This is a genomic window from Caballeronia eucalypticola (assembly GCF_047608185.1).
Classification (GTDB): domain Bacteria; phylum Pseudomonadota; class Gammaproteobacteria; order Burkholderiales; family Burkholderiaceae; genus Caballeronia.
This window is the reverse complement of sequence record NZ_JBLKRU010000003.1, coordinates 41,846-55,756: the sequence shown is the minus strand read 5'-3', so window position 1 is coordinate 55,756 and position 13,911 is coordinate 41,846. Positions and strand designations below refer to the sequence as shown.

General features: G+C 62.4%; 7 protein-coding genes and 1 pseudogene. 4 read left to right on the top strand and 4 right to left on the bottom strand.

The annotated features are described in order from the left end of the window. Positions 1–247: 247 nt before the first annotated feature. The 4 genes and pseudogenes from ACMX25_RS04575 to ACMX25_RS04560 all read left to right on the top strand — a co-directional run bounded on the left by ACMX25_RS04575 (position 248) and on the right by ACMX25_RS04560 (position 5,635). A complete protein-coding gene (locus ACMX25_RS04575; protein ID WP_414948359.1) occupies positions 248–2,833 on the top strand; it encodes a [protein-PII] uridylyltransferase in 2,586 nt (861 codons plus the stop codon). Between the two features lie 220 nt (positions 2,834–3,053). Continuing rightward, positions 3,054–4,448 (top strand): hypothetical protein, encoded by a 1,395-nt coding sequence (locus ACMX25_RS04570; RefSeq protein ID WP_414948358.1) that lies wholly within the window; start codon positions 3,054–3,056, stop codon positions 4,446–4,448. Then, positions 4,415–5,179: pseudogene (locus ACMX25_RS04565) on the top strand (pseudouridine synthase); the annotation flags it as partial. The gene ACMX25_RS04570 and the pseudogene ACMX25_RS04565, both read left to right, overlap by 34 nt. Positions 5,180–5,395: 216 nt before the next feature. After that, on the top strand, positions 5,396–5,635 hold the full coding sequence (locus ACMX25_RS04560) for a hypothetical protein (protein ID WP_414948356.1): 240 nt from the start codon (positions 5,396–5,398) through the stop codon (positions 5,633–5,635). A 226-nt stretch (positions 5,636–5,861) separates the two neighbouring features. On the opposite strand, the gene def is transcribed toward ACMX25_RS04560, so the two are convergent. The 4 genes from def to smc form a co-directional block, all read right to left on the bottom strand. Beyond that, entirely contained in the window at positions 5,862–6,395 is a 534-nt protein-coding gene (gene def, locus ACMX25_RS04555) for a peptide deformylase (RefSeq protein WP_414948355.1), read from the bottom strand. After that, entirely contained in the window at positions 6,392–8,512 is a 2,121-nt protein-coding gene (gene ligA / locus ACMX25_RS04550) for an NAD-dependent DNA ligase LigA (protein WP_414948354.1), read from the bottom strand. The genes def and ligA overlap by 4 nt, the downstream gene beginning before the upstream one ends. Positions 8,513–8,646: 134 nt before the next feature. Continuing rightward, complete coding sequence (locus tag ACMX25_RS04545) at positions 8,647–9,891, bottom strand: cell division protein ZipA C-terminal FtsZ-binding domain-containing protein (protein ID WP_414948353.1); 1,245 nt, start codon at positions 9,889–9,891, stop codon at positions 8,647–8,649. Between the two features lie 253 nt (positions 9,892–10,144). Next, positions 10,145–13,660: a chromosome segregation protein SMC gene (gene smc, locus ACMX25_RS04540; protein ID WP_414948352.1), complete on the bottom strand. Its 3,516-nt coding sequence runs from the start codon at positions 13,658–13,660 to the stop codon at positions 10,145–10,147. Positions 13,661–13,911 lie beyond the last annotated feature (251 nt).

Below are 13,911 nucleotides of genomic sequence, written 5' to 3'. Positions count from 1 at the left end.
GCTTAAGCTTGCTGTATAGATACTGCGTCAGGGAGAGCACCGTATCCCACCTTGTCTCCCGGGCAACTCAGGCTCGCGGTCAAGTCTGGGCAGGCATTCGTTTGTGTCATACGCTGCGAGCGGTCAATGTGGGACGCGCGCTGACTGCATCGCCGTGACCTGGTTGAAAGCCGCGAACCCGAAAGCCTGCGAACCGCCTGTTCGCCACGATCAATTTTCACCCACTGACCTCACGACCCGCCTGCCCATGAGCGTACCTGCCGACGCCCCGCCCCGCGCTGATTCGTTGAAAGCCTCCTACAAGACAGCCAAGGCGGCCCTGCTCGAGCGTTTCCAAAGCGCCACCAACGTCGATGGCCTGATGCACGCCCTCGGGCGCGCGACCGACGATGCGCTCCGAGGCGCCTGGGATGCCTGCGCGATGCCAAAATCGGCGGCGCTGGTTGCGGTCGGCGGCTACGGGCGCGGCGAGCTCGCGCCCTATTCCGACGTTGATATCCTCGTTCTCCTGCCCGATGACGAGACGCCCGACCACGCTGCCTCACAGGCCGCGCGCATCGAACAGCTGATCGGCATGGCGTGGGATCTTGGCCTGGACATCGGAAGCAGCGTGCGTTCGGTGACGCAATGTATCGATGAAGCGAGCAACGACATCACCATCCAGACCTCCCTGCTGGAAGCGCGGCGCATCGTTGGCAGTGAAACCCTGTTCGAGACGTTTGAGGCGCGGTATCGGCAAACGCTTGATCCGCGCGCTTTCTTCCAGGCGAAAGTCCTGGAAATGCGCCAGCGGCACGCGAAGTATCAGGACACGCCGTACAGCCTCGAGCCGAATATCAAGGAAAGTCCCGGCGGCCTGCGCGACTTGCAGCTTATTTTGTGGATCTCGCGCGCGGCCGGTTTCGGCAGCAGCTGGCGTGAACTGGATTCGCGCGGCCTCATCACCGAACGCGAAGCGAGCGAACTGCGTCGAAATGAAGGCTTTCTGAAGACTCTGCGCGCGCGGCTGCATGTGATCGCGCGGCGGCGCCAGGACATTCTCGTCTTCGACTTGCAAACGGCATTGGCCGAAAGTCTGGGCTACAAAGCGACATCGTCCAAGCGCGCGAGCGAACAGCTCATGCGCCGCTATTACTGGGCCGCGAAGGCCGTCACGCAGCTTGCCACCATCCTGATCCAGAACGTGGAAGCGCAACTGTTTCCATCGACGAGTGGCATTACGCGCGTGCTCAACGAACGCTTCGTCGAGAAGCAAGGCATGCTGGAAATTGCCAGCGACGACGTGTTCGAACGCGAACCCAACGCCATTCTCGAAGCGTTCCTTCTGTACGAACAGACGCGCGGCGTGAAGGGTTTGTCCGCCCGGACGCTGCGGGCAATCTATAACGCCCGTGACCTGATGGGCCGCGACTGGCGGCGGGACGCCGAGAACCGGCGCCTCTTCATGGAGATCCTGAAGCAGCCCGAAGGCATCACGCACGCGCTGCGGCTGATGAACCAGACGAGCGTGCTGGGGCGATACCTGCTCAACTTCCGGCGCATTGTCGGCCAGATGCAGCACGACCTGTATCACGTCTATACGGTCGATCAGCACATCCTGATGGTGTTGCGCAATATCCGCCGTTTCGCGATGGCCGAACACGCGCATGAATATCCGTTCTGCAGCCAGCTAATGGGCAATTTCGAGCGCCCGTGGGTGTTGTACATCGCCGCGCTTTTCCACGATATTGCCAAGGGCCGCGGCGGCGATCACTCCGTGCTCGGCATGGCGGATGCACGGCGTTTTTGCCGTGAACACGATGTTGGCGCGGACGACAGCGACCTGGTGGTGTGGCTCGTGGAACAACATCTGACCATGAGCCAGGTTGCGCAAAAGCAGGACACGAGCGATCCGGAAGTCATCAAGCAATTTGCATCGATGGTCAAGACCGAGCGCCGGTTGACCGCGCTGTATCTGCTGACCGTTGCCGATATTCGCGGCACGAGCCCCAAGGTGTGGAACGCGTGGAAAGGCAAGCTGCTCGAGGATTTGTACCGCGCCACGCGCGCCGTGCTCGGCGGCGCCGAACTGCACGCGCACTCGGAACTCAAGTCACGTCAGGAAGACGCGCTCGCGTTGCTGCGGCTTGAAACCGTGCCTGAAAACGCGGAAAAAGTGTTATGGGACAAGCTCGATGTCGGCTATTTCCTGCGCCACGACGCCGCCGATATCGCCTGGCAAACCCGCGTGCTTTATAAGCATGTGGAGAGCGAGAAGCCCATTGTGCGGGCACGGCCGTCGCCGATTGGCGCCGCGCTCCAGGTGCTGGTGTACGTGCAGGACCGGCCTGATCTGTTCGCCGGTATCTGTGCTTATTTCGACAAAAATGGCCTGTCCGTGCTTGATGCACGCGTGACGACCACGCGGCACGGCTATGCGCTCGACAATTTTCTGGTCGCGCATCCGGACCATGACGGGCATTATCGCGACATTGCGAATCTCGTCGAACAGCAGTTGAGTATGTTGCTGACCGCCGAGGGCATCTTGCCGGAACCGTCGAAGGGACGGCTTTCACGGCTTGTACGCACTTTTCCGATCACGCCGCGCGTGGACTTGCGTCCCGACGAACGTGGTCAGTATTACATCCTGTCCGTATCGGCTAACGACCGGCAGGGCCTCCTTTATTCGATCGCGCGGGTTCTGGCCCAGCACCGGATCGGCGTCCACGCGGCGCGGATCAATACGCTTGGCGAACGCGTGGAAGACGTGTTCCTGCTCGACGGCAAAACCCTATCCGACAACCGGACACAGATCCAGGTCGAAACTGAACTGCTGCGCGCGATCGCAGCCTGAGAATATATGCGCGTCAAACTGACAGCGAAGCACCCGCGCCCGGCATCGCCGGCACGTTCCCCCGTCCGTACCGGCAGCGCTGCCGGCCGGAAGAAACCCCCGCGCGCCGAGATAGCGAGCGGCGAGCGGCCAGCGCGTAGTGAGAAACCTGCGGGCGGTGCACGGCCAGCGGGTGCTGGTTCGGGTGCGGGCGAGCGGAAACCTTTCAAGGCGCGTAGCGATGACTCGCGTGGCGCGGGGGATCGCGGAGCGCGGCCTTCGTTTGAGGATCGCGGGGCACCGCGTGGTGATCGGCCTTCGGGCGACGGTGAACGTCGTCCCTATGCGCCTCGCGGCGACGCCCCACGTGGTCCGAGCAGCGATCGTGGTCCGCGCCCTTCGTTTGGTGATCGTGGTGCTCCGCGTGGTGATCGGCCTTCGGGCGATGGGGAACGTCGTCCGTATGCGCCTCGCGGCGACGCCCCACGTGGTCCGAGCAGCGATCGTGGTCCGCGCCCTTCGTTTGGTGATCGTGGTGCTCCGCGTGGTGATCGGCCTTCGGGCGATGGGGAACGTCGTCCGTATGCGCCTCGCGGCGACGCCCCACGTGGTCCGAGCAGCGATCGTGGTCCGCGCCCTTCGTTTGGTGATCGTGGTGCTCCGCGTGGTGATCGGCCTTCGGGCGATGGGGAACGTCGTCCGTATGCGCCTCGCGGCGACGCCCCACGTGGTCCGAGCAGCGATCGCGGTCCACGCCCTTCCTTTGGCGATCGTGGCGCTCCGCGTGGTGATCGGCCTTCGGGCGATGGTGAACGTCGTCCGTATGCGCCGCGTGGCGACGCTCCGCGTGGTCCGAACAGCGACCGCGGTCCACGCCCTTCCTTTGGCGACCGTGGCGCTCCGCGTGGCGACCGGCCTTCTTCCGGCGACGGCGAACGTCGTCCGTACACGCCGCGTGGCGATGCTCCGCGAGGTCCCAGCAGCGATCGTGGGCCGCGTCCTTCGTTTGGCGACCGTGGCGCCCCGCGTGGCGATCGGCCGTCTGGCGATGGTGAACGCCGTCCGTACACGCCGCGTGGCGATGCTCCGCGCGGTCCCAGCAGCGACCGCGGCCCGCGTCCGTCCTTTGGCGACCGTGGCGCCCCGCGTGGCGATCGGCCTTCGGGCGACGGCCAACGCCGTCCGTTCACACCTCGCGGCGACGCTCCGCGTGGTCCGAGCAGCGATCGCGGCCCGCGCCCGTCGTTCGGCGACCGCGGCGCCCCGCGCGGCGACCGTCCGTCAGGCGACAGCGAACGCCGTCCGTTCAAACCCCGCGACGACTCGCGCGGTCCGGGCAGCGATCGCACGCCTCGCCCATCGTTCAATGACCGCGGCGGCGACCGTGGCACCCCGCGCGAGCGCAATCACTCGCACGACGGCAGCCCGCGCCCCGCTCCCACCGACCGTCAACGGCCATCGAGCGACAGCCCTTACGCAGCTCGCGACACATCCGGACGTTTCGGCGACGACCGGAAGCCTGCCGCGCGCAAACCGGTATCGAAGCCGTCAAAACCGCGTGACGCCGACGCACCTCCCTCACCCGCTCGCATCGCACGCGAAAATGAAGAAGGGCTCGTGCGCTTGTCGAAGGTGATGTCGGAGCTCGGCCTGTGTTCGCGCCGCGAAGCCGATGAATGGATCGAAAAGGGCTGGGTGCTGGTCGACGGAGAAGTCATCGATACACTCGGCACCAAGATTCGTCCCGACCAGAACGTTGAAATTGCACCCGCCGCGCACGCGGCCCAGATGCAGCAGGTCACCATCCTGATCCACAAACCGGTTGGCTACGTGTCGGGTCAGGCGGAAGACGGTTATCAGCCGGCTGTCACGCTGGTCAATCCGTCCAACCATTGGGCCGACGACCAGTCAGGCATCCGCTTCACGCCGCTGCATTTGCGCACGCTTGCACCGGCGGGACGTCTGGACATCGATTCGACCGGCCTGCTCGTGCTGACCCAGGATGGCCGGGTGGCGAAGCAACTGATCGGTGGTCATTCGGACGTCGATAAGGAATATCTCGTGCGCGTGAAATTCGGCGATCTCGAAGTCGATATCGAACCGCATTTCCCGCCTGAAAGCCTTGCGCTGCTGCGCCACGGCCTCTCGCTCGACGACGTGCCGCTCAAGACAGCGCAAGTCAGTTGGCAAAATGGTGAACAGTTGCGTTTCGTGTTGCGTGAAGGCAAAAAGCGCCAGATTCGCCGGATGTGCGAGCTGGTCGGGCTGGAAGTGGTTGGCCTAAAGCGTATCCGGATGGGACGCGTAACGCTCGGCGCCTTGCCGCAGGGCCAATGGCGTTACCTGGGCGCGGACGAAGCGTTCTAAAAGCAGCTTCGCTCACGCTTTCCGCGGGCTTCAGGCGTCGCGGAAAAACGACGAAATTGTTACCAATCGATGCGAACGGCACCCGCCGACCGCATCGATTTTTTTTGGCCAGCTTTTTGATTAAAGAAAATATGACGCATGACCGTTAGTCAGGTACACGCGCAATTTACCGCTTCGAGCCGCGTGTGCTGGGCGCAGTGCTACTGGAGAATTGCCATGTCCGTTGAGATCATTGTTCGCGAAACGAAAACCGGCCTCGAAATCGTCAGCGGCCGACGTCGACTCGATGCGCTGCTCGCGGTTCGCGACGAAGTCGTCGTCACGAGCCCCGGCGTGGGTGAAGTTGTTATCGCACGGTTGCCGGATGGACGCCTGCAGGCATCGGCGAATCCGGAGCACATCGCATTGTTCCGCCAACCGGCAATGGCGTCGGGACCCAAGAAAAGCTTCGCTTGACGCTTGACGATGAAAGCTGCCGGGCTCCGGTGGCTGTGATTTCCAGGTGCAACAAGCATCCGGCTGAACGGCCGGGTTTTGTGCGGCATGGCCGAGCGAATCGCCATTTCGTTACGCGCTGCTCGAGAACTGCATCTAGCCAAATAAAAGGGCCGCGATTCTTCGCGGCCCTTATTTCATCGTATGGCTGAAAAGACTCTCAGACCAGCACGGCGTCCCCTATTGATCAATCGTCGCTTTTCGGATCGAGCCCTGGAAACAGGACCTCGGTGAAGCCGAATTTCGAGAAGTCCGTCACACGCATGGGATAAAGCTTGCCGATCAGGTGATCGCATTCGTGCTGCACGACGCGCGCGTGAAACCCTTCTGCCAGCCGTTCGATCGGTGAACCGTACTGATCGAAACCCTGATAACGGATCATGGTGTACCGCTGCACTGCGCCCCGCAGGCCCGGCACCGACAAACAGCCTTCCCAGCCTTCTTCCATGTCGTGCGAAACCGGCGTGATGATCGGGTTGATCAGCACCGTTTCCGGTACCGGTTCAGCCTCCGGATACCGGTCGTTTTGCGCAAAACCGAAAATCACGACCTGCAAATCCACCCCGATCTGCGGCGCGGCCAGCCCTGCGCCGTTGGCGTGGCGCATGGTGTCGAACATGTCTTCAACAAGAGCGTGCAGCTCCGGGGTATCGAAATGGTCAACCGACTCGGCGATACGCAACAAACGCGGATCGCCCATTTTGAGGATTTCGCGGATCATGGGGTTTCTCCCTCCAAAAGCTTGCGCATACCATCTTCGTCGAGCACCGGGACGCCGAGTTCTTCAGCCTTCACAAGCTTGCTGCCCGCCTCCGCTCCCGCCACCACGTAATCTGTTTTCTTCGATACCGATCCCGCCACTTTCGCGCCCGCCGCCTCCAGCATTTCCTTCGCGTCTTCGCGGGACAAGTTAGGCAGCGTGCCAGTGAGCACGACCGTCTTGCCGGCAAGAACCCCCTGCGGCGCCTTGGGCGCGGGCGGGCCTTCGGGCCACGTCACCTTGCCCGGCGCGCGCAACTGGTCGATCACCATCTGATTGTGTTCTTCGCTAAAAAAGTTGTGCAGCGACTCGGCCACGACAGGCCCGACATCGTTCACTTCCAGCAATTCTTCAACGCTCGCCGCCATGATCGGATCGAGCGAGCCAAAATGCTTGGCGAGGTCCTTCGCCGTCGATTCCCCGACGTGACGAATACCCAGCGCGTACAGAAACCGCGGCAACGTGGTTTGTTTCGCCTTCTCGAGGGAATCGTACAGATTCTGAGCGGATTTATCAGCGAAACGATCCAGCGCAGCGAGCGTTGCCACACCAAGATTGAACAAGTCCGCCGGCGTGCGCACGATGTTCTCGTCGACCAGTTGGTCGATGATCTTCTCACCCAGCCCGTCGATATCCAGCGCGCGCCGCTGCGCGAAGTGCCAAAGCGCCTGTTTGCGCTGCGCGGGACAGATCAGGCCGCCGGTGCATCGCGCAATGGCTTCGTCAGGAAGCCTTTCTATCTTCGATCCGCACACCGGGCACTCGGTCGGCATCACGAACTCGCGGGCATCGTCCGGACGCCGGTCGAGAATCGCGCCGACCACTTCGGGAATCACGTCGCCGGCACGGCGCACGATCACGGTGTCGCCGATACGGATGTCCTTGCGCCGCACTTCGTCCTCGTTATGCAGCGTGGCATTCGTTACCGTCGCGCCGCCGACAAACACAGGCGTAAGGCGCGCGACCGGCGTGATGGCGCCCGTACGGCCAACTTGTACGTCAATTGCCAGCAACTGCGTGAGCGCTTCCTGCGCGGGAAACTTGTGTGCAAGCGCAAAGCGCGGCGCACGCGAGACGAAACCCAGCTTGTCTTGCTCGTCGCGCTGGTTGACCTTATAGACGACGCCGTCGATGTCGTACGGCAAACCATCGCGTTGCTCGCCTGTTTTGCGGAAGAACTCGAGCAGGCCCTCGGCGCCTTGCACCACGCCACGTTCCGAGTTGACCGGCAAGCCCATTTCCTTGTACCAGTCGAGCAGTGCCGAATGCGACACCGGCATCTCCGCGCCGTCCAGTACACCGATGCCATAAGCGAAAAACGACAACTGGCGCTGCGCGGTCATCTTGGGATCGAGTTGCCGCAAACCGCCAGCCGCCGCATTACGCGGGTTCGCAAACTCGCGTTGTTCGGCTTCGCGCTGGCGCGCGTTGATCTTTTCAAAATCGCGCTTGAACATGAGCACTTCGCCGCGCACATCGAGCCGCTTCGGGATGTTCTTACCCTTGAGCTTCAGCGGGATAGAGCGGATGGTGCGCACATTCTCGGTAACCTCTTCGCCGGTCGCGCCATCGCCGCGCGTGGCCGCCTGGACGAAGATGCCGTCGTCGTAACGCAGGGAAATGGCAAGCCCGTCGAATTTCAGTTCGCACGCATATTCCACGGGCGAGTGACCGAGCGCGTCGGCCACGCGTTTATCGAAGGCGATGATGTCTTCGTCAGCGAAACCGTTGTTCAACGAGAGCATGGGCACGTCGTGCGTGACCGGCTGGAAACCCGTTGCGACCTGGCCGCCGACGCGTTGCGTGGGGGAATCGGGCGTAATCAGGTCGGGCTGATCGGTCTCGATCTGCTGCAGTTCCTTGAACAGGACGTCGTATTCGGCGTCGGGCAGATCCGGCTGATCGAGAACGTAATACGCGTAGTTGGCACGCTCGAGTTCCGTGCGCAGCCAGACGGCGCGCTCAGCCGGCCGCTCGGCGCTGGCGATGGGCGCGCCCCGCGCCGCGGAAGTGGCGGAGGCAGCTTTGGGATCAGCTTTAGGACCCGCTTTAGAAGCGGCTTTCGGTTTGGCAGACATGCGGCGAGACAGGCTAGAAAGTTAGAAGAAACCGACCTGTCGATTGTCTCAGAGATCAGTGAATCGTGACATCGGCCGTATAGCCGATGCCTTACGAAACCGCTACCTGTCAGACGGCCGCCGCCGTAAGATCCTTACTGGCTGAACAAGCGCCGCGTGGCGGGGGAGCCCGCCGGAATACCCGCCTGTTCGAGCTTTGCGTACAGCGTCATCAACTGCTTTTCAATGGCGAGCAGCGACGATTCCGGCAATGGCCGGCGCTGGTCGTCCACCACGCGCGCGCCAACGCGCTCGGAGAGCGACTTCGCGTAATCGCACATCAGGCGGAACGGCAGGATGTCTTCGTCGGCGACCGGTACGTCCAGCACCAGCGTAATCATCTGGCCGCCCTTGTACGTCAGGTCGTCGCGCAGGAAGTTGGTATCGCCGAAAAGCAGCATGAACACCGGGTTCTGGCGTGCATCGAGCTTGACGAAACGCGTACCGTCGCGCGAGAGCAGCAAGCCGTCTTGCGAGGCCACCGCCTGCACGTAGTTGGCCGACCACGGCGCGCCGTCGGAGAGAATGTTGATCGACAATTGCGCGTCGCACTGAGCCGCGAACCCGTCGAGTTCACGCGCCATGCCGACGGTTTCAAGCATGTCGGGAAATTCGGGGGAACCGTCGATGCCATCGGCGAAACGCTGTACGCCTGTGACGAACTCCGAGAATTCCAGTTCGTTCAGCGGACCGCCGCGATTGGCTAGTTGCACTGCCGCGCGCAATTCTTCATAACGCGCGCCGTTCTTGAGCAATTCCCAGGTCGTGCCGCCTTCCGGCTTGCCTTCAATATGCACGGGCTTCGCGCCCGCGCGGCGCAGCTTTTGCGCGCTCGGGATGAGCTTCTCAGCGGGAATGGGGGCAAGCAAACGGATGGGCACCACGCAATCGATCCGACGGTCCACGATAGCCGGGGGCGCCGATGAAATCGTGGTTGCCGCGGGCAAAACGGGTTCGTCATCGTCGGCCAAAATGGGCGACATGGCCGATGAATCCGGCTCCGGGAAATCGCCATTCACCGAGGTCGCTTCAGCCTGGATATCGACTGCGGTATCGGCCGGTGCGACCGTGGAAAGCGGTGCCCCGCCAAAGCTCGGCTCGACTCGTGTGTCCGGTGTATCTCCCTCGCCCATGGCGGGTTCACGCCTGACCGGGCGTGTCGGTTCAATGAACGGCTGCTCCTCGTCGGTGTCGCTGCGCGCGAGCGACTCTGCTGCTTCGTCAGGCATCGGGCGCGGCATCTTGCGACGCACTTTGGCGCCTTGCCACGCGTTATAAACCACTACGCCGCCAACCACCACGGCACCCGCTCCAATCAACCCGAGTGTCAACTCGTCCATGCACTCTCCGTCATTCTTTTCCGGCTGCGCTCTCGGCGCGCTTGGCGAGCGCTTATTGAGGCATCCCGCGCTCATATTTGAGCGCTTGTTGAGCTTACGCTGCGCGATCTGCGGCCCACGCGGTATCGAACCAATCAATCGATCTGCATGGAGCCACTCCGCGACTGCGCGCCAGAACGGGCCTCCCAGGCCTGTTCTCCCTGCTTTTTCACACTAAATCTTGCTGTCCGTTCTAAAAAGCCCGGCCAGACGTTCACGCATTCTGGGCGAAACCCGCTGCGGATTCCATATCCACGGCAACGATCCGCGAGACGCCCTGTTCCTGCATCGTCACGCCAATCAGTTGTTGCGCCATTTCCATCGCGATCTTGTTGTGCGAGATGAAGAGGAATTGCGTCTTCTCCGACATCGCCTGTACAAGATTCGCAAAGCGCTCGGTATTGGCGTCGTCGAGTGGCGCGTCCACTTCGTCCAGCAGACAGAACGGCGCCGGATTCAACTGGAACATCGCAAACACGAGCGCGGTGGCGGTGAGGGCCTTTTCGCCGCCCGACAACAAGTGAATGGTCGAATTCTTCTTGCCCGGCGGTTGCGCGAGCACTTGCACGCCCGCATCCAGGATTTCGTCGCCGGTCATCACGAGTTTTGCTTGGCCGCCGCCGAAAAGACGCGGGAAAAGCTCGCCAAAATGACGGTTCACTTCGTCGAACGTGCCTTGCAGCAACGACCGCGTTTCCTGGTCGATCTTGTGGATCGCGTCTTCCAGCGTGCCGATGGCATCGTTCAAATCCGCCGATTGCGCGTCGAGGAACTCCTTGCGCTCGCTGGCTGCGGCAAGCTCGTCGAGCGCCGCCATGTTCACGGCGCCAAGCGCCGCGATCGCATTGTTCAGCCGCGTGACTTCGCCCTGCAAATACGACGGTTTCATATCCGGCGTGAGCTTGGCCTGCAACTCGGCTTCATCCACACCCGCGGCCGCCAGTTGCTCGATGAACTGTTCGCCGCTGATGCGTGCCGCCTGTTCCTTCAATTGCAATTCGTTGATCTTGTCGCGCAAAGGCTGGAGCGAACGTTCCGCGATAAGCCGCAATTCGTCGGCCTGACGCAGCCGCGCGGTGAGGTCGTCGAGTTCGATGCGGGCCGATTGCAGCGCCGCTTCCCGCTCCGCGCGCAATTCGAGCGCGTCCTGCAAGCCGGTGTGCGCCGTTTGCTCGTTGATCGTTTCAAGTTCAGCGCGGGCGTCTTCCAGTGCACCGGCGACGCGTTCGCTCTGATCCTTCGCCGTTTCAATGTTGCGCCGATACTCCTCGATCTTCGCCGCCAGCCCACGCGCCGCGAAGCTGGCGTCGGTGGCCGCGCGTTCGAGATCGCGCGCTTGCTGGCGCGCGTTGGTCAACGATTCGTCGAGTGCTTCGAACGCCAGTTGATGATCTTCGAAACGTGCCTGCAACTCAGCGAGTTCGCCGTCATGGCGCTCGAAATTCGCTTCCGATTCAGCCCGCAATGCACGCTGTTCATCGATTTGCGCGGTGATTTCAGCCAGTTCCTCGCGGATCTGCGTGCTGCGCTGCATATAGCGCTCTTGCGCCTGAGCAAGCTTCAACACGTCCATTTGCAAGGCGTGGACACGCTGGGTCGCGCGTTCGGCGGAGGAGCGGGCGTCTCCAAGACTCGCCGATGCCTGCGTATGCGCCGCTTCCGCTCGAATAGCCGCTGCCTTGGCTTCATCGGCGAGGAGCGCCTGTGCGCGCACTTGCTTCGTCAGATTTTCGATTTCCTGCTGGCGGGCAAGCATGCCGGCCTGTTCGGAGTCGGCGGCATAAAGCTGCACGCCAACCCGCGTCACCACATGCCCGGCCTTTACCACCAACGCAGCGCCGTCCGGCAATTGCGAACGCGAGGCAAGCGCTTGGGCGATGTCATCGGCGACAAAAATCTGGCCCAGCCAGTCGGTCAGCACGGCGCGCAGACCGGCATCATCGATACGGATCAGAGCGAGCAATGGACGCAAACCAGCGGGCGTTTCCTGAGGACGACCGGCGTTGGGCGGGGCATAAAACGCGAGCTTCGCGGGCGGCGCATCAGTGGCAAACGCCTTCACCCAATCGAGATTCGATACTTCCAACGCCGCGATCCGCTCACGCAGCACCGACTCCAGCGCCGTTTCCCAACCCCCTTCAACGTGCAGCTTTTTCCACAAGCGCGGCAACGAGCCGAGTTCGTGTTTGTCGAGCCACGGCTGGATCTTGCCTTCAGTCTGAACGTTTTCCTGCAACTGCTTCAGCGCCGCGAGCCGCGCTTCGAGCTGGTGAATCTGCGCGCTTTCGGCCTGCACTTTCTCTTGTGCCGCGCGACGCTCGCCATCCAGACGCGGCAGCGTGTCCTGCGCGTCGGAGAGGCGGCCTTGCGCTTCAGCGAGAATTTCTTCGTGCTCGGCGAGTTGCATGCGCAACTCTTCGAGCTGCGCTTCGTCGGGCGCGTCCAGGCCGCCCGCTTCACTTTTCAGGCGTTCGTGGCGCTGCTGCAATTGCTGCAGTTGCTGATCAGCATTGCGCTGATGCGCGGCCTCGAGTTTCAACGCTTGTTCAGTCTGCGCGATACCGCCGCGCTCTGCGTTCAACTCGGCCTGGGCATCGCGGAAACGCGCTTCGAGCGCGGGCAATTCGTCGTGTTTCGCAGCCGCTGTTTCTTGCGCGATTGCCGCCTTTTCCTCGCCGATAGCCAGCGCCTCTTCGGCGTCCGTGATCTCGCCGCGGGCTTTCTCGGCCTGCATCTGCCACTGTTCGCGCTGAGCGCTCAACGCCGCGATCTGCGCCTGCACCCGATTACGCGATTCCACGATAAAGCGGATCTCAGCCTCGAGCTTGGCCACTTCCGAGTTCGCTTCGTACAGCGAACCCTGCGCGCCCTGCATGGCGTCGCTTGCGCTGTAGTGCGCCACCCGCAACGTTTCCAGTTGCGCTTCGACTTCACGCAGCTTGGCGGTTTGTGCTTCGAGTTCGATCTGCGCGTCGCTGATGGCGCGCTGCTGGCGCTCCGACTCGTTGCCCGCCTCGTTTTTGCGCAACAGCCACAGCAGCCGTTGTTTTTCCTCGCCATCGGCCTGCAACGTCTTGTATTTCGTCGCGACAATCGCCTGGGCTTCGAGCTTCTCCAGATTCGCGCTCAACTCGCGCACGATGTCTTCCACGCGCGTCAGGTTTTCGCGGGTATCGTGCAGGCGGTTTTCGGTCTCGCGGCGGCGTTCCTTGTACTTGGACACGCCCGCGGCTTCTTCCAGGAACACGCGCAGTTCTTCAGGCTTCGCTTCGATGATCCGCGCAATCATGCCCTGCCCGATGATCGCGTAAGCACGCGGTCCGAGACCCGTACCCAGGAAGATGTCCTGGATATCGCGGCGGCGGGCTGGCAGGTTGTTGATGTAGTAGCTCGACGTGCCGTCGCGCGTTAAAACGCGCTTGACGGCGATTTCGGCGTAGGTGCCCCACTGGCCCCCGGCCCGGCCGTCGGCGTTATCGAAGATGAGTTCGACGCTGGCGCGGCTGCCCGGCTTGCGCGCCGTGGAGCCGTTGAAGATCACGTCCTGCATCGACTCGCCGCGCAGCTCGGACGCGCGCGATTCGCCGAGCACCCAGCGCACGGCGTCGATGATGTTGGATTTGCCGCAGCCATTCGGGCCGACCACGCCGACAAGCTGGCCTGGGACCTGGAAATGGGTGGGATCGACGAAGGACTTGAAGCCAGCGAGTTTTATCGAGGTCAGACGCACGGCGATATCGCTGATTGAAAAGAATTCGGGAGAACGGGCCGGCGAGCCTCCGAGCCGTGATGCTTGTGCGGCAGGAGATAACAACTAACGCCGGTCGAAAACGCTCGGGTGGTGGGTCGAACCCCGTTGAATCAGCTCGGTGCGATCAGAGCTTGATTCGAAGCGGCGGAGCGCAACCCGTGGTGCTATTGCTCGACGGTTTATATATAACCCTTCTATATAACCTGTAACCGACCGCAAGCACGCAACCC